General features: G+C 71.5%; 10 protein-coding genes and 1 tRNA gene. 5 read left to right on the top strand and 6 right to left on the bottom strand.

Annotation, left to right across the window (positions count from 1 at the left end; genetic code table 11):
- Nucleotides 1-147: 147 nt before the first annotated feature.
- On the top strand, nucleotides 148-342 hold the full coding sequence (locus RVX_RS01930) for a hypothetical protein (RefSeq protein ID WP_007526235.1): 195 nt from the start codon (nucleotides 148-150) through the stop codon (nucleotides 340-342).
- Between the two features lie 224 nt (nucleotides 343-566).
- On the opposite strand, the gene RVX_RS01925 is transcribed toward RVX_RS01930, so the two are convergent.
- From RVX_RS01925 to RVX_RS01915, 3 genes are all read right to left on the bottom strand, one after another.
- Complete coding sequence (locus RVX_RS01925) at nucleotides 567-1,346, bottom strand: exodeoxyribonuclease III (protein ID WP_116306804.1); 780 nt, start codon at nucleotides 1,344-1,346, stop codon at nucleotides 567-569.
- Nucleotides 1,347-1,532: 186 nt separating this feature from the next.
- Nucleotides 1,533-1,976: a bacteriohemerythrin gene (locus RVX_RS01920; protein WP_116306806.1), complete on the bottom strand. Its 444-nt coding sequence runs from the start codon at nucleotides 1,974-1,976 to the stop codon at nucleotides 1,533-1,535.
- A 183-nt stretch (nucleotides 1,977-2,159) separates the two neighbouring features.
- The gene (locus tag RVX_RS01915; RefSeq protein ID WP_230404683.1) at nucleotides 2,160-4,283 is read right to left on the bottom strand and encodes a putative bifunctional diguanylate cyclase/phosphodiesterase; all 2,124 of its coding nucleotides are present in this window, start codon (nucleotides 4,281-4,283) and stop codon (nucleotides 2,160-2,162) included.
- 521 nt (nucleotides 4,284-4,804) lie between these two features.
- Between RVX_RS01915 and murJ the strand changes: the two genes are divergently transcribed.
- Both murJ and RVX_RS01905 read left to right on the top strand, forming a co-directional pair.
- The gene (murJ, locus tag RVX_RS01910) at nucleotides 4,805-6,478 is read left to right on the top strand and encodes a murein biosynthesis integral membrane protein MurJ (RefSeq protein ID WP_116306810.1); all 1,674 of its coding nucleotides are present in this window, start codon (nucleotides 4,805-4,807) and stop codon (nucleotides 6,476-6,478) included.
- A gap of 119 nt (nucleotides 6,479-6,597) precedes the next feature.
- Nucleotides 6,598-9,876, top strand: coding sequence for an ATP-binding protein (locus RVX_RS01905; RefSeq protein WP_116306812.1), 3,279 nt, complete (start codon nucleotides 6,598-6,600; stop codon nucleotides 9,874-9,876).
- 277 nt (nucleotides 9,877-10,153) lie between these two features.
- Here the strand turns inward: RVX_RS01905 and RVX_RS01900 are convergent.
- Nucleotides 10,154-10,229, bottom strand: a tRNA-His gene (locus RVX_RS01900).
- Between the two features lie 196 nt (nucleotides 10,230-10,425).
- On the opposite strand from RVX_RS01900, the gene murA reads away from it, so the two are divergent.
- Nucleotides 10,426-11,679 carry a UDP-N-acetylglucosamine 1-carboxyvinyltransferase gene (gene murA / locus RVX_RS01895; RefSeq protein WP_116306814.1) on the top strand — a complete coding sequence of 418 codons (1,254 nt, stop codon included), beginning with the start codon at nucleotides 10,426-10,428 and terminating at the stop codon, nucleotides 11,677-11,679.
- Nucleotides 11,680-11,770: 91 nt separating this feature from the next.
- Complete coding sequence (locus RVX_RS01890; RefSeq protein ID WP_116306816.1) at nucleotides 11,771-14,575, top strand: ComEC/Rec2 family competence protein; 2,805 nt, start codon at nucleotides 11,771-11,773, stop codon at nucleotides 14,573-14,575.
- 17 nt (nucleotides 14,576-14,592) lie between these two features.
- On the opposite strand, the gene RVX_RS01885 is transcribed toward RVX_RS01890, so the two are convergent.
- Complete coding sequence (locus RVX_RS01885; RefSeq protein WP_116306818.1) at nucleotides 14,593-15,618, bottom strand: Fpg/Nei family DNA glycosylase; 1,026 nt, start codon at nucleotides 15,616-15,618, stop codon at nucleotides 14,593-14,595.
- A gap of 435 nt (nucleotides 15,619-16,053) precedes the next feature.
- Nucleotides 16,054-16,461 carry a type II toxin-antitoxin system HicB family antitoxin gene (locus RVX_RS01880; RefSeq protein ID WP_116306820.1) on the bottom strand — a complete coding sequence of 136 codons (408 nt, stop codon included), beginning with the start codon at nucleotides 16,459-16,461 and terminating at the stop codon, nucleotides 16,054-16,056.
- Nucleotides 16,462-16,545: the final 84 nt, after the last annotated feature.

Here is a 16,545-nt window from a genome sequence, read left to right as displayed (position 1 = left end):
ATAGGGGGGAAACTTCCCGACACCGCCGGGCGGCACGGCATGGCCAGCGGGCGTTCAGCCAACGCCAGCCACACGCCGTCCCTTCCAACCGTCGGCCCTGCACCGGCCGGCGCTCCGGCGGCCATATCTTCCTTGAGGGGGGTCCTCATGCGCGAGATACGCGAAGAACTCATCCGGCTGGCCCGCGAATCGGGCATTCCGGTTCCGCCCGACGCCTCGGTCACCGAGGTGGTGCGGCTGCTTGGCAGCGACACGCACCTCTCGCCCGACCTGTGCGAAGCGCTGAACCACATCCTCGCCGGGCTCGGCGGGGTTGCCGTTCCGGCCGCCTGCACGAAATAGCGCACGCGAAAAGGGGCATGCCCGCCACCATCATGGCGGGCATGCCCCTTGATTTTCCGTACGCGCCGCACCCCCCGCCGAACAGGCGTTCGCCGGGGCGAACGGGTGCGACCGGTACAATCGGGCGTGCCGCGCCCCTTTGGCGCGGGCTCCTGACGCGAGCCTTTCTCACGGGCATCGCCCCGGCCCCGGCCGCGCGCGAATCCCACGCGCCCTTGCGGCCGCTACATGTCCACGTCCAGCGCCAGCCCCACCGGGCAGTGGTCCGACCCCATGACGTGCATGTCTATCCAGGCGTCGCGCACCGCGCCGCGCAGTTCCTCCGAAACGAAGAAGTAGTCGATGCGCCAGCCCACGTTGCGTTCGCGGGCGCGAGTCTTGTACGACCACCACGAATAGGCGTGGGGCGTGTCGCCCTGCACCAGCCGGAAGGTGTCCACGTAGCCCGCCGCCGTGAAGCGGTCCATCCACGCACGCTCGATGGGCAGAAAGCCGGAGACGTCCTCGTTGTCCTTGGGCCGGGCGAGGTCGATGGGCCTGTGGGCGGTGTTGAAGTCGCCGCAGACCACGATGGGCTTGTGGCGGCGCAGGTCTTCGGCGTGGTTCAGGAAGGCGTCGTAGAAGCCCAGCTTGTAGTTCAGGCGTTGCTCGCCCTGCCCGCCGTTGGGAAAGTAGATGTTGAAGTAGTGGAAGGCCGGAAATTCCAGATGGATGCACCGGCCTTCGCCCTGCCAGGCGGGGTCCGGCATGTCCAGGTGCGCGGCCAGCGGCTGCACCCTGCTGAACGTGGCGACCCCGGAGTAGCCCTTCTTCACCCGCGATGCCAGCCACCACGACTGCCAGCCCTCGGGCTCTCGCAGGGCGGCGGCCACCTGTTCCGGCTCGGCCTTGGTTTCCTGAAGGCCCACGATGTGGCCGTCGCACCCGGCGAACCAGTTCCATTCCGGCTTGCCGCTCAAGGCGCGGATGCCGTTGACGTTCCACGAATACAGTTTGAGCAGCACGTATCCTCCGGAGTGTGCGGATGGGCGGGCATGACGACAGTCACGTCAGCCATGTCAGCCACGTCAGGCGCGCCAGTCACGTAAGGCGCGTCAGGCGGGGCCGCGCGCGATGGTGCGGGAAATGTGCGTGACGGCGGGCGGCGCGGGCGGTCCCCTCCCGCCAACAGGATACTCAGCCGGGAAAGGCTATTCCGGCCCGCCGGGCTGCCCCGTGGGGGCGGTGACGCCGCCGTGGCGCAGCCGGGCCGCGTAGTGCATGTCCACCCCGCCGATGTGGTCCTCGAACCACGACTTCAGGAAATGGAACATCTCCAGCGGCAGCATGGGCGGATGGTCGTCCGCGTCGAGGGCCAGGGTGAATTCGCGCACCTGCGCGAGGAATTTCAGGTGTTCGCCCTGATGAAAGGCCAGCAGTTCCGGGGCAACCTGGCGCACCACGGCCTCTTCGGCCGAAAAATGGGCGGCGGCGTGAGCCTTCAGCCCCGAAAGCACGGCGCGCAGGCGGCTGCCGTCATCGGGGCAGGCGGCGGCCTCGGCCATGTCGTTCAGCAGTTCGATGATGCGGACATGCTGGGCGTCCAGTTCCGGCACGCCCACGCTGAACCGGTTCGACCACTCCACGTGACGCATGAGGGCTCCTTGGGATGCGTGGCGCGGGGCGCATGGGCCTTCCCGCGTCCGGCGAGCATACACCCTGGGGGAGCCGCAGCGAAAGGGGGTTAGCCGCCTTTCCGATGCATGGGGGCCGCATGGGGGCCGCCCCCCCGTTGGTGGCCGGGAACCTTCATGAGCCGGGCGGGCGTTGGCCCGTGGCTAGTGGCCCTTGGGCCGGTCCGCGAACATGGCGGGCACGTCCTCGCCCGGCATGGGGCGCGAGAACAGGTAGCCCTGGCCGCCTTCGCACGAAAGCTCGGAGAGCATGATGCGCTGCTCCTCTTCCTCCACGCCTTCGGCCACCACGTCCAGGCCAAGGCTGTGCGCCAGCGCCACGACCGCCTGCACGATCTTGAAATGCCCCGGCTCGCGGCACATGCGCGCCACGAAGCTCTGGTCCACCTTCAGGGTGTCGATGGGGAACTGCTGCAGGTAGCTGAGCGAGGAATACCCGGTGCCGAAGTCGTCGATGCACAGCCGCACGCCGATCTCCTTGAGCCTGCGCAGCACCAGGTTGGCGTAGTCCGGGTTCTCCATCAGCATGGTTTCGGTCACTTCCAGCTTCAGGCAGCGCGCGGGCAGGCCAGTTTCACGCAGCACGGCGGCCACCTGCTCCACCAGGCCCGGCTGCGAAAGCTGGCGCGCCGAAAGGTTGACGTGCATGACCACGCCGCGCATGGAGGCCTGCTGCGCGCGCCAGGCGGCCAGCGCGCGGCACGCCTCGGCCAGCACCCAGCGGCCCACCTGGTGGATCTGCCCGGTGGACTCGGAGACGGGAATGAACTCCGACGGCCCCACGATGCCGCGTTCCGGGTGGTTCCAGCGCACCAGCGCCTCGAACCCGGTCAGCTTGCGGTCATGCAGCGACATGATGGGCTGGTAGACCAGGAAGAATTCGCTGTTGTCCAGCGCCCGGTGCAGGTCGATTTCCAGCTGCATCAGGTTCATGGCCTGTTCGAGCATGGAAGGCTGGAACACCGCGATGCCGTCGCCGCCGTGCTCCTTCACGTGGTGCATGGCGATGTTGGCGTTGCGCAGCATCTCGTCGGCGCAGCCGCCGCCCCGGGTCACCACCACGCCCACGCTGGCGGAAATGCGGATCTGCCGCCCGGCGACCTCCAGCGGCGGTTCCAGCGAGGTGCAGATGCGCCGCACCGTGACCAGGGCCTCTTCTTCCGAGCGCACCTCGTCCAGCAGCAGGATGAATTCGTCGCTGCCAAGGCGCGACACGGTGTCGATGGTGCGGATGTTCTCGGCCAGACGCCGGGCCACCTCGCGCAGCACCTGGTCGCCCGCGGGGTTGCCCATGGAATCGTTGACCACCTTGAAGCGGTCCAGATCCAGAAAGGCCACGGCGCACACGTTGTCGGAACCGCGCCGCGCGCGGTGCAGCGAACGGTCGATGCGGTCCAGGCACAGGGCGCGGTTGGGCAGGCCGGTGAGCGGGTCGTGCCAGGCCTGGTGCTTCATCTGGGTGAGCATGATCTTGCGGTCGGTGACGTCGCGCCCGCTGAAGCGAATGCCGCCGGGCGCGCCGTCCTCCTCGTGCAGGCGGCGGCTGGTGCAGGCCAGCCAGCGTTCGCGGCCGTCCTGGGTGCGCACGCGCACCTCCACCTCGACCATCTCGGCCCCGGAGGCCACCATCTCGCGGTGCTTGCGCCACAGGGGCAGGTCCTCGGGGTGCATGATGCCCTCGATGAACCGGGCGTTGGCGCGGAAGGATTCCAGGGAATACCCGGTGATGCGCTGGCAGGCGGGGGTGACGAACACCACCTTGCCGCTGGCGTCCTCCCAGCTTTCCCAATCGGCCAGGTGTTCGGCCAGCACGCGAAAGCTCTGCGCGGCGTCGCCATCCGGCAGCGGGGCCGGGGAATGCGGAAAGGGCACGGCGTGGCGGGCGCGGGTGGGCGCCGCGTCCGGGTCTGCGGCGTCGCCAGGGTCGCCAGGGGCGCCAGGGGTGCCAAGGGTGGCGGACACCGGGGAAATCCGTGGGCGGGCGGGCGCGGGGCGCTCGCTGGCGGCAGGCCCCAGTGGCGCGGCGGGCGGCGGAATGTCGGGCAGGGCGTCTCGTTCCCGCTCCGCCTGATGGGCCGGACCGGACGGACCAGACGGACCAGACGAACCGGACGGACTGGGCGAAGTGGGCGAAGTGGGCGGACCGGCGGGATGCTCCGGAGCGTGCGCCGCAGCGGCCTGGCCCGGCGACGCGGCCCCGGACCGGGGGGCGTGCGCATCCTGCGGGTCCGGCTCCTGGCCCTGGCCCGTGGTTGCGCCTCGCCGCATGTTCCCTGCGGCGTCTTGTCCCTTCTGGTCGCTCACGCGGCATACCCCCTATGCCATGCCAGCTTGCCGCGCGTGCCTCGCGCGTGCGGCCCACCACGCGGGCGGCCGAAGGATGAGTGTTCTCCGGGCCGCAGCGACCCGTCACGTGGGCGTAATACAAGCCGCCGGAAATAACAACTCCTGCCTCGGGACCGACAGGCCCCGCAATACGTTCATAACATTTCATATTTATTTGATTTCACACAGGCGCGCGATACCCTGCCCGGCAGGCCGTGCATCGTGATCCGGAATTTCCGGACGGTTTTCCGGTATCCGCCGCCCCGATCACGGCCCCGACCTCGTCGGCATCCACGCCGCCGGAACCGGCGCGCGGGGCGGAGGCCAACAGTGCCTGCAAGGGACGGCCGGGCGCGACTGGTCCCGAATCCGCCCGCCGTGCCGGGTTCCCAGGCCGGGTGCGCTGCGCTACACTGCGCGCGGGGCGGTCGTGCCCCGCATTTTTCACCGCACGAGGCCCCGGCATGACGCCCCCGCCCGCCAACCACACCGCCACGCCGCCTCCGCCCGCCGGGACAGGGCACGGCGACGCGACGCGCGATGGCCTTGCCCGCAACGCCGCCACGGTAGCCGGGGCCACGCTGGCCTCGCGCCTGCTCGGCTACGCCCGCGACGCGCTGACCGCCCACATCCTGGGCGCGGGAGCGGGCGCGGACGCCTTCTTCGTGGCCTTCCGCCTGCCCAACCTGATGCGCCGCCTGCTCGGAGAAGGCGCGGTGTCGCTGGCCTTCACCCCCGCCTTCGTCCGCCTGCGGGCACGGGAAGGCGACGCGCGGGCCTTCGCCTTCGGGCGCGGGGTACTCTGGCGCGCGCTGCTGCCGCTGGCCCTGCTGTGCCTGCTGGGCATGGCCCTGGCACATCCGCTTGCCCTGCTGCTGGCCCCCGGCTTCGGCGCGGCGGGCGCGCCGCCCGGCGTGGCGCAGCGCGCCGCGAGCCTGTTGCGCATCTGCCTGCCTTACGGGGTGGCCGCCACATGCGTCGCGTTGTGCGCGGGCATGCTGCACGCCCACGGGCGCTTCCTGCCGCCCGCCCTGGCCCCGGCGGTGCTCAACCTGGCCGTCATGGCCACCGGGGGGTTGGCCCTGGCCGGATTCGGCGACGCCGCCACCCTGCTGGCCTGCGGCGTGCTGGCGGGGGGCGTGGCGCAACTCGCCCTGCAACTGCCCGCGCTGGCCCGCCTTGGCCTGCGCTGGCGCGCCCCCCTGCCCGTGCGCGACCCGCAGGCGAGCGAGGCCGCGCGCGCCCTGCCCGCAGGGGTGTTCGGCGCATCCGCCCAGCAACTCAACGTGCTGGCCTGCACCCTGCTGGCCTCGTTCCTGTCCGAGGGCAGCGTCACCGCCCTCTACTACGCGGAACGGCTGATGGAATTCCCCCTCGGGGTGTTCGGCGTGGCCGTGGGCGTGGCCGCCCTGCCCGCGCTTTCCGCCAGCGCGGACGCGCGGCCCGGCCCCACAGGCCCTGCCCCCGGCGCGGCCCGCCACCCCCACGACGAATTCCGCCGGGTGCTGGGCGACGCATTGCGCCTTTCGCTGTTCATCAGCCTGCCCTCGGCCATGGGCCTTGCCGCCGTGGCCGTGCCGCTGGTCGCCCTGCTGTTCGGACACGGGGCCTTCGACCGCCAGGCCGTGGACGCCACGGTGGCCGCGCTGCTGGCCTACGCGCCGGGCATCCCCGCCTTTGCCGTCACCCGCCCCCTGCTGGCCGCCTGCAATGCCCGGCAGGCCACGGGCGTGCCGGTGGCGGCTGGTCTTGCGTCCGTGCTGGTCACGCTGGGGCTCGGCGCGCTGCTGCTGCGGCCCATGGGGGTTGCCGGGCCCGCGCTGGCGGCCAGTTGCGGGGCCTGGGCCAACACGCTCTGCCTGGTCCTGGCCCTGCGGCGCGCGGGCGTCGCCGTGGATCTGCACGGCCGTTCCGCCCTGCTGCACGCCGCGCTGGCCTGCGCGGCCTGCCTGCCCGCGTGGTGGCTTGCAGGCGCGTTCGCCGAAACGGCGTGGGCGCCCCCCCCGCTGCCCCCGGCCGCGCGCCTGGCCCTGGGCGTACCCCTGGCCGCAGGGCTGTATCTGGGCCTTTCCCTGTGCTGCCGCAGCCGTGACGCCATCGCCCTGCTGCGCGTTGTGCGGGGCGGCAAAACCGGGTAGGCTGGCCGGAGCACGCGCCCCGCGTCTTCGCCCCCGTGCGCCGGGCACGGGCGCACTGCGGCAAGCGCACGGAAAACCGCCGCCGCACCCCCGTCCGGAGCCCCCACAAAGGACGCCGCATGCCCGACAAGGCTCCCCGCCCCCTCACCGGCATCCAGACCCGCCTCGGCCTGCTCATCGCGCTGGTCACCACGGTGATGCTGCTGGTGTTCATGGTCACGGACTACAGCGCCGCCAGCCGCAAGATGCACCGCGAGATCGAGGATTTCGCGCGCCGCCTGGCCGTACGTGCGGCGCGCCAGCTTCAGACGCCCGCGTGGAACCTGGACGCCGCCTCCATGGCCGCCGTCATCGAGGCGGAAATGGACGACCAGCGGGTATACGCCGTGGCCCTGTTCGAGCGCGATGGCGCAACCCTGCTCGGCGGCATGCAGCGCGACGAGGACTGGCGGGCCGTGCCGTGGAGCGGGACCACGGGCGACGATTTCATCATCGAGCGCGAGGTGCTGGCCCACCAGGGCGAGGAAATCGGCAGCGTGCTGGTGATGGTTTCGCCGCGCGGCGTCAACGACGCCCTGTCGGCCATGGTGCGCGAGAACGCCGTGCGAGTCACGGTCATCGGCATGACGCTGGTTGTGCTGATCATCCTCATTCTGCGGCGCACTGTGGTGATGCCCGTGGCGGGGCTTGCCCTCATCGCCCGCAAGGTCGCGGAAGAGCGCAACTATTCCCTTCGCGCCGCCCGCCACGGCCGCGACGAGATCGGTCGACTGGTGGACGCCTTCAACGCCATGCTCGAACAGGTGGAACGCCACGAGCGCCAGCTTACCGTCCAGCAGGGCGAACTGGAGCGCGCGGTGCGCGAACGCACGGCCGCCCTGGACACGGCGCGGGCGCGCGTGGAGCGGGCCAGCCACGCCAAGGGCGAATTCCTGGCCGGGGTCACCCACGAACTACGCACCCCCATGAACGCCGTCATCGGCATGGTGGACATCACCCTTGGCACGGACCTTTCGCCCAAGCAGCGGGAATACCTGAATCTGGTTCGATCTTCGGCCCGTTCACTGCTGGGGGTGGTGAACGGGGTGCTGGACTTTTCCAAGCTGGAGGCAGGGCGGCTTACCCTGGAAGCCATTCCCTTCCGCACCCGCGACCTGCTGGAGGAGGTCATTGATCTCTTCCACGACCGGCTGGCCGTCAAGGACATCGAACTGGTGGTGGACATCGACACCGACGTGCCCCCGGTGCTGGTGGGCGACCCGCTGCGCCTGCGCCAGGTGCTGGTGAACCTGGCGGCCAACGCCTTCAAGTTCACCGAACGGGGCGAGGTGGTCATCCGCGTGGCCCTGCCCGCAACGGAAGCCGGACCGGGGGAAGGGCCGAACGCGCGGACAGACGCGACGCTGGCCTTCTCGGTGCGCGACACCGGCATCGGCATCGCGCCCGAGGCGCGCGCGAGGCTGTTCGAATCCTACAGCCAGGCCGACGCGTCCGTGTCGCGCCGTTTCGGCGGCACCGGCCTTGGGCTGTCCATCGTCCGGGCGCTGGTGCACCTCATGGGCGGCGACGTGGACGTGGAGAGCGAGCCTGGCCGGGGCAGCACCTTCCGGTTCACCGCCCGCTTCGGCCTGCCGCCGGAGCAGGAAGCGGCCGAAACGCCGCACCCGGCATTGGCCGGACGGCTGGCGCTGGTGGCCGAGGCCAATCCCACCTGCGCCCGCGTGCTGGCCCGGCTGCTGGCCCAGTTGGGCGTGCGCTGCCAGGTGGCCCCGGACGTGGCCGCCCTGCGGGCCGCGCTGCACGACGGCCCCACGGCGCAGCTCGGCCCGCAAGGCGGCCATGACCCGACGAATTCAGACGGCGCGGACGCCAGCGGCCAACCCGCCCCCAATGGAAGCGCGGCACGGGCCGCATCCTGGGATTTCGTGCTCTGCGGCCTGTACCTGCCGCTGATCGGGGCCACCAACGAGGGGCTGGCCACACCGGCCGACGCGCCCCCGGACTGCACGCCCGGACAGGACGACATACCCAGCGTCTGCGCGGCATCCACCATTCTCATGCGGCTGCGCGAAGAAGGCGTGGCCGTGCCGCCGCTGCTGGTGGCGGCCGCCATGGGCCGCGAACCCGATGCGGCCACCGCCGCCCGCCTCGGGGTGCTGGCGGTGCTCATCAAGCCGGTGAAGCTGCACGCCCTGCGCGATGCGGCCCTGCGAGCCGTCGCCAGGCCCGAGGAAACCACGGCGGCATGCGGCGAGGCAACGCCCTCCCCGCCCCCCGATTCCCCGGTTTTCCCAGCTGTTGCCGTCACGCCAAGGCCGCACCGCACCGCCGCGGGCGCGGCGGCAGCCACATCCGTCCCCGGTCCGCTCGCGAGCCCGGCGGGCGATCCCGCCGCGCGCGGCCCGTCCTCCGAGAAGGCAGACCCGGCCCTGCTCGGGACGCGGGTGCTGCTGGTGGACGACAACCCCATCAATCGCGCCGTGGCGCTGGAAATGCTGACGTCGGCGGGGGTGGCCGTGGAAACTGCCCCTTCGGGTGAAGAGGCGCTGGCGACACTGGTCCACGGCATCGGGGCTCCGACAGGGCCCGATGCGGCGATGGACGCGCCCTTCGACGCCGTGCTGCTGGACATCCAGATGCCCGGCATGGACGGCTATCAGGTGGCCACGGCCATTCGCGAGCGCGGCGCGGCGAACGGCCTGCGCCTGCGGCCGGGCGCGCCGGTCATCGCCTTCACCGCGCGGGTGGAGGGCGAGGACGAGGACGCCCTGCGCGAGGCGGGCATCGCCACGCGGCTGCCAAAGCCGGTGGAGCGCGGGGAACTGCTGTCCACCCTGCGCCGGTTCATGCCGCACCGCCCCGAACCGGCCGTTCATGACGTCCCGAACTCGCAGGCCGCCCGTGGCGCGCGGGACCACCGCCCCGCGCCCGAAGACCTGCCCGCATCCCTGCCCGGGTTGGACGTGGCGGGCGGCGTGCGCCGCATGAACGGCAAGGCCTGGCTGTACCTGCGGGTGCTGGGCAGCTTCGTGGCTACCTATGCGAAGGCGGGAGAGGAATTGCGCGGGCTTGCCACGACCGCGCAAAAGGGCGCGGCCAGCCCGGTGACGGCATGGCGGACCCTGTCCGAACGAGCCCACGCCGTGGCTGGCGCGGCGGGCAGCATTTCCGCCACCGAGGTGTATATGGCCGCCCGCGAACTGGAGCGCACCGCCCTCATCCTGGCCGGGGAACTGCCCGAAGACGGGCATGGCGACGCGCCCGACGGCATGCCCACGGGCGGCGCGAAGCAACAGGGCGGGCCGCAAGCCGTCGAGGGGCTGGTGGAACGCTTCGACGCGGCGGTGCGCACCGCCTGCCGCAGCATCCGCACCTTGCTCGACGCCCACGGGCAGTGACGGCGGCTCGCCGCCATGGCAGAAACCACCACATTTCATACCGGTTTCATGGATGCGGGGCGACGGCCTGGCGGCAGCGCCGACCGACGCCACCCAAGGCGGGGGGGTTCCGTTTCCGGGCCGGGAAGGGTATGGTCCGGCCTCCATGAACGCGGCGCGCGCACAGAAAACACGCCCGCCCGTCCATGCTCCGGCACGCCGTGAAATCGTTGGCCATCCCACCCCGCGCCGGGTCCCGGAAACGAAAAAGCCCCGCTTTCGCGGGGCACGGAATCAATGGGGCGAATGATGGGACTTGAACCCACGGCCACCTGGGCCACAACCAGGTGCTCTGCCAACTGAGCTACATCCGCCGTAAGAGAGAGCGCATATACACCCGGCGTCGGGACCGGTCAAGAGGCAATCGGCCCATTTCCCCGTCAACGCCCGATTTCCGGACTTGCCGCCCGGCTCCGTCAGCCCGGCGGCACACAGCAATCACCAGCGCGGATCACGTTCCGCCGCGAACATACGCACAGCGAACACCCGTAAAAGGACACACCTCACCACATGGACAAGCTTGTCATCCACGGCGGAGCGCCCCTGCGCGGCGCCATCGCCGTCAGCGGTTCCAAAAACGCCGCGCTGCCCATCCTGATGGCCTCGATCCTGGCCGAAGAACCCATTACCTACACCAACGTGCCGCGCCTGCGCGACATCTTCACCACCAACAAACTGCTGGCCATCCTGGGCTGTCCGGCGGAATTCGACGGGCACACCGTCACCGTCACCCCGTGCGACCTGAAGCCCGAGGCCCCTTACGACCTGGTGAAGACCATGCGCGCCTCGGTGCTGTGCCTTGGCCCGCTGCTGGCCCGCCTGGGCGAGGCCCGCGTGGCACTGCCCGGCGGCTGCGCCATCGGCGCGCGGCCCGTGGACCTGCACCTGACCGCGCTGGAAAAGATGGGCGCCACCTTCGACCTGGAATCCGGCTACATCCAGGGCCATTGCAAGAAGCTGCGCGGCGCGCACATCCACTTCGACTTCCCCACCGTGGGCGGCACCGAGAACCTGCTCATGGCCGCCACCCTGGCCGAGGGCGAAACTGTTCTTGAAAACGTCGCCCGCGAGCCGGAGGTGGTGGACCTGGCCAACTTCCTCATCGCCTGCGGGGCGAAGATCGAGGGGCACGGCTCCGGCATCATCAAGGTGCAGGGCGTGCCGCGCCTTGGCGGATGCGAATACCGCATCATGCCCGACCGCATCGAGGCGGGCACCTTCATGGTGGCGGCGGGCATCACCGGCGGCGACCTGCTGCTGACCGACTGCCCCTTCGAGGAACTGGAGGCGGTCATCGCCAAGTTGCGCGACATGGGGCTGATCATCGAGCGCGAAGGCGCGCGCGACGTGCGCGTGACCCACAACGGCCACCTGCGCGCCCGCGACGTGACCACCCGCCCCTTCCCCGGCTTTCCCACCGACATGCAGGCCCAGATCATGGCCCTGATGACCATCGCCAGCGGCGCGGGCGTGGTGGAGGAAACCATCTTCGAGAACCGCTTCATGCACGTGCCGGAGCTGGTGCGCATGGGCGCGGACGTCAAGCTGTCCGGCCACTCCGCCATGGTGCGCGGCGTGCAGCGGCTCATCGGCGCACCGGTCATGGCCTCCGACCTGCGGGCCAGCGCCTCGCTGGTGCTGGCGGGCCTTGCCGCGCAGGGCGAAACCCACGTCCAGCGCATCTACCACCTGGACCGGGGATACGAACGCATCGAGGAAAAACTGAACGCCGTGGGCGCGCGCATCACGCGCATGCCCGAATAGACGCGCGCCTCCGGGCGGGTTCGCCACGCCGCGGTCCCGCCCGTTTCGTTTCACCCCCACGCACGCCTGCGCCGCAGGTCCGGCGGGCCGCATGCCCCAGCCATCTCCGCAGCCCCTGCCCTTCTCCCCGCTGCCCCCGCTGCTGTTCCGGCAGGCCTGCCTGCTGGCGGCGCTGGCCGGGCTGGCCGCGCTGCCGCCACGGGGCGAACCCGTATGGGCCGCCACGGCGGCCGCGCTGCTGTGGCTGGGCATGGGCGCGCGGGCGCGCGGCCTTGCCCGGGTAACCGTCTTCGCGCTGTGCTTTGGCGCGGGGCTGGGGGCGGCCTGGCTGCGCCAACCCGGCCCGCCACCGCCAACTCCTGCCTGGGCCGACACCGGCCGCCCGGTGCGCTTCACCGGCACTGTGGCCGAATGCACCCCCACCACCGACGGGCGCATCCGCCTGCTTCTGGCGGATGTGCGGCCGGATGGCGGACACGCCGAAGGCGGGGGCAATCCCGCCGGGACGGCGGGCTCCGCCGCATCCCCGCATTTCTCCGACGCTCTTCCCGCCCCTTCTCCCCTGCCCGGCCTGCTGGCCCTTTCGTGGCAGAACCCGCCCCTGCGTCCCGCGCCGGGCAGCCGCCTGGCCGTCACCGCCGCCGTGGCTCCCATGCGCGGGCTGGCCAACCCCGGCGGGGACGACAGCGCGGCGTTCTGGGCCTCGCGCGAGGTGCGCTTCCGTGCCTGGACCACCCACGCCAAGGGCGCGCCCCGCGTGGAAGGCGAGCCGTCCACGGGATGGACGTTGCGCGAAAACCTGCGCACCGCCATGCTGCGGGCCATCGCCCTGCATGGCGAGCCTAACACTGATGCCGACCCTGCTGGTTCAGGGCCACGGACGGAAATCAGCGCCGCCAATGCCGCTCCCGCCGACGCGCCCGAACCGCCCACCCCGGCCGGAGCCTTCCTGCCCGCGCTGGTGCTGGGCGACCGCTTTCATCTGGACAGCCGCGACCTGGACCTGGTGGCCCGCGCCTCGCTGATCCACGCCATCGCCCTGTCGGGCATGCACCTGTGCGCGGCGGCGGCGCTGGGGGCCGGTGCCGCGCTGCTGGCCGGGCGCGTGGCCCCCGGCGTGTACCTGCGCGTTCCCCGCCGCAAGCTGGCCCTGGCCTGTTCCCTGCCGCCCGCGCTGGCCTACGTGTGGCTGGGCGGCGCGCCGCCATCGCTGGTGCGCGCGGCGCTGATGCTGGTGTTCTGGGGGTGGCTGTACTGGCGCGGCAGGCCCCAGGTGCTGCTGGACGGCCTGCTGTGGGCGGTGTGCGTCATCGTGCTGTTCGACTCCGGCGCGGCGGACGACCTGTCGTTGCAGCTTTCCGCCTGCGCGGTGGCGGGCATCGCCCTGGCCAGGCCGCTGGCCGCCCTTCTGCCCCGGCGGCTGCGCGAAATCGGGGAACTGTGGCCCCAGGATGGGCGTGGGGACGGGAACCCGGCCGGACAAACGGCCGGACACGGTGCCGGGGCCGCACCGCAATCCCGCTCCGCCACCCGCGCGACGTCCCGCACGTGGCGCACCCGCCTCGTCATGTTCGCCGCGCGCACCCTGTGGGTGACCCTGTGCATCCAGTTGATCCTGCTGCCCCTGTCCGCGCGCGTGTTCGGCACGTCCAGCCCATGGTTCGCGCTGAATCTGCTGTTCCTGCCGCTCATCGACGGCGTGGCGCTGCCGCTGGGCCTCGCGGGCATGGCCCTGGCCCCGGCCCTTCCGGACGCGGCCGGATGGCTGCTGCTGGTAGCCCGCTGGCCGTTCGACCTGCTGCTGGTCGTGCTGCGCTGGCTGGATGGCGCGGGCCTGCTGGGCAACCCCCAGTTGCTGCGCCCGCACCCCGCCGCCATGCTGGGGTTGTGGGTGCTGCTGGGCGCGGCGGTTCTGCACCAGACGGGCGAGGCACGCCGCCGCGCCGCCCTGCTGCTGGCCGCCGGGGTGCTGCTGGTGCTGGGCCCGGTGTGGCCGCGCCTTGCCGCCGCCACGGACCCTGCCGTGCGGCTGGCCGTGCTGGACGTGGGGCAAGGGCAATCGGTGGCGCTGGATTGGGGGCAGGGGCGCATGCTGGTGGACGGCGGAGGCACGGCCTCGCGCTCATGGGACACGGGCCGCCGCGTGGTGGCCCCGGCACTGACCGACAACCGCCCGCCCCGCCTGGACACGGTGGCCTGGTCGCACCCGGACCGCGACCATTTGCGAGGCCTCTTGTACGTCATCGACACCTTCGCCGTACGCCGGGTGGCGGGCAACGGAGACCAGCCGCACGGCGAGGACGGCACGCGGCTGGCCGCCATCCTGAGCCGTACCGGCCTGCGCGAGGAACGCTGGCATGCCGGGCAACGCATTCCCCTCGCTGGCGGGCTGGAATTGGAAGTGCTGCACCCGCCGCTGCCGGAGGCGGCTGGCCCGGCCTTCCAGGACAACGACGCCTCGCTGGTGTTGCGGCTGACCACGCGGGACGGCGACGGCGCCCGGCGCGGCCTGGCGTTGATCCCCGGCGATGCGGGCGACCCGGCCTTGCGCGTGCTGCTGGCGTCCGGCGCGGACCTTTCTGCGGAGGTGCTGGTGCTGCCCCACCACGGCGGCAAACGGAAGCTGCTGCCGCAACTGCTGGACGCGGCGCGCCCCCGCGTGGCCATCGCCAGCGCGGGCTACCGCAACCGCTGGGGCTTTCCCGTGGCGGACACCCGCGCCGCGCTGGCGGAACGGTTCATTCCCCTGCTGGTGACGGCGGAATCGGGCCAGGTGCTGGCCCGCTGGGATGCGGCGGGGGCGCATGGCGTGAGCGGAACGGGCGCATGGCCCGGCCCCGCCACGGTCACCACGGCCCGCGACACGGATGGCGACGACGCGGACGGCGGGCAGTAACGGCCCGTACTCCCGACCTACTTCGGCTTCTGGCAGCGCTCGCAGTACACCGTGGTGCGCCCGGCCACCTTGCCCGTGGCCAGCGTGCGCCCGCAGGCCACGCACGGCTGCCCGGACCTGCCGTACACCCGAAAGCGGTTCTGGAAGGCCCCGGCATCGCCGTGGGCGTCGCGGTAATCGCGGATGGAACTGCCGCATTCGGCGATGGATTCCCGCAGCACGTCCACCAGATGGCCGTGCAACACGCGCAGCCGATCCGGCGAAAGCTCCCCAGCCTGCGCATCCGGCCGGATGGATGCCCGGAACAACGATTCGTCGGCGTAGATGTTGCCGATGCCCGCAATGACCGTCTGGTCCAGCAGCAGCGCCTTGATGCGCCCCCGCCGCCCCCGGAACAACTCCGCGAAGCCCGGCGCGGCGATTTCCAGCGGCTCCGGCCCCAGCGAACGCCAGAAGTCCCACGTAGCCAGATCCGAATCGGACAGGGCGCGCACGTAGCCGAACTTGCGCGCATCGTCGAAGAACAACCGGTTGCCGTCGTCCAGCCCGAACACCACGCGGGTGTGCGCGTTGGGCGCGACCTCCGGCCCGTAGACGAAAAGCCGCCCGGTCATCTTCAGGTGCACGCCCAGCAGATGGGGCACGCGGTTGCCGCCCGTGCCGCCAGTTCCCGCTGCCTTTCCCGCCGCGTCGCGGCAGGCCATCAGGTCGGCAGCGTCGGGCGGCGCTTCGGACGAAGCATCGGCCCCTGCCCCGGCGGCCCCACGCGCCCCACCGTCTGCGGCGTCCGGGCTGTTCGGGCCGTCCGGGCTGTTCGGGCCGTCCGGGCTGTCCGGGCCGTCCGGCGGGGCCAGTTCCATCAGCAGCAACTTGCCGCGCCGACCCACCCCAGAAATGACGCGCCCCGGCACGCACCGAGCAAACGCTGCCGCATCACCCTGTACGGTCCCTTCGTTGCGCACCGAAACGGACACGATGCGCCGCCCCGTCAACTGGGGCCGCAAACCGCAGGCAATGGTCTCCACCTCTGGCAACTCAGGCATGGGCAACTCCGCGTGACTGACGTGCGATGCACAAAAAACGCCGCATCGGCACACCATAGGCACGCCGACGCGGCCTGTCAGCAGGCCCGTGCATGACGGGGCGGGATTGGCGGGAGAAACAAGGAAGGTGACACTCCCTCGCATGACATCGCGCGCGAGGGCATTTGCCCCACTGCCATCGTCTTTCCGGCCTCCGGCACAACCCGGCGTTTGCCGTGGATTTCGTGCCGAGAGCAAGGAAGGCGGCCCTGACGTGAGGGCGTTTGTCCCCAGGACATTGCATTTACCGGCCCACGGCACAACCGGCGCAGGCGGCGAATTGTGTGTCGAGGGCAAGGAAGGCGGCCCTTTCGCGACGGGAGCGTACTCTTCTCGTACCCGACCGGAGCGAAAGGGCCGCCTGACGCAGTCATCGGCCGCAAGGCGCCGCCTGCGTCAGGGGCAGCCCATGCGGTCGCAGAGATCACGAATCGCCGCCACCACCACCTGCGACCGGCTCATGTTCCAGTCGGCGGCCACGGCGTCCAGCGTGTCCTTTTCCTGTTCGGTCATGGTCAGCGTCACCTTGACCACCCGGCGCGGCTCCAGGCGCACGGGCACCATGAACAGGGCGGCTCCGGCGGGCGGGGCCGCGGGCAACTGGTCCGGCGGGGTGGGTTCGGGCAGGGTTTCGCCACGGGCCAGCAGGCCGCGCACATGTTCGGCCAGCGCTTCCTCGGCCATGCCGTAGGCCTCGCACAGGGTGTCGGCCCCCACGTCGTCGGGGGCCGCGTCGGGAAAGTCGGGGAAGGCCACGGCGAATCCATCATCGCCGAGGGGGGTCAGGACGGCGCAATACAGCATTCTATCCTCCGGCCGGGGTTTCCGGCGTATGCTCGTACTCTTGCTCTTGCTCGTGATGGCGCCGGTGCGCCGGACAATCTCGCT

Source organism: Nitratidesulfovibrio sp. HK-II (assembly GCF_003402415.2).
Classification (GTDB): domain Bacteria; phylum Desulfobacterota; class Desulfovibrionia; order Desulfovibrionales; family Desulfovibrionaceae; genus Cupidesulfovibrio.
The sequence above is the reverse complement of the archived record's forward strand: the minus strand, read 5'-3'. Positions and strand labels throughout refer to the sequence as shown.

Coding starts and splice junctions, on each gene's coding strand:
- RVX_RS01930 (WP_007526235.1), top strand. CDS start 148: ATGCGCGAGATACGCGAAGAACTCATCCGGCTGGCCCGCGAATCGGGC.
- RVX_RS01920 (WP_116306806.1), bottom strand. CDS start 1,976: ATGCGTCACGTGGAGTGGTCGAACCGGTTCAGCGTGGGCGTGCCGGAA.
- RVX_RS01915 (WP_230404683.1), bottom strand. CDS start 4,283: ATGCGGCGAGGCGCAACCACGGGCCAGGGCCAGGAGCCGGACCCGCAG.
- murJ (WP_116306810.1), top strand. CDS start 4,805: ATGACGCCCCCGCCCGCCAACCACACCGCCACGCCGCCTCCGCCCGCC.
- RVX_RS01905 (WP_116306812.1), top strand. CDS start 6,598: ATGCCCGACAAGGCTCCCCGCCCCCTCACCGGCATCCAGACCCGCCTC.
- murA (WP_116306814.1), top strand. CDS start 10,426: ATGGACAAGCTTGTCATCCACGGCGGAGCGCCCCTGCGCGGCGCCATC.
- RVX_RS01890 (WP_116306816.1), top strand. CDS start 11,771: ATGCCCCAGCCATCTCCGCAGCCCCTGCCCTTCTCCCCGCTGCCCCCG.
- RVX_RS01885 (WP_116306818.1), bottom strand. CDS start 15,618: ATGCCTGAGTTGCCAGAGGTGGAGACCATTGCCTGCGGTTTGCGGCCC.
- RVX_RS01880 (WP_116306820.1), bottom strand. CDS start 16,461: ATGCTGTATTGCGCCGTCCTGACCCCCCTCGGCGATGATGGATTCGCC.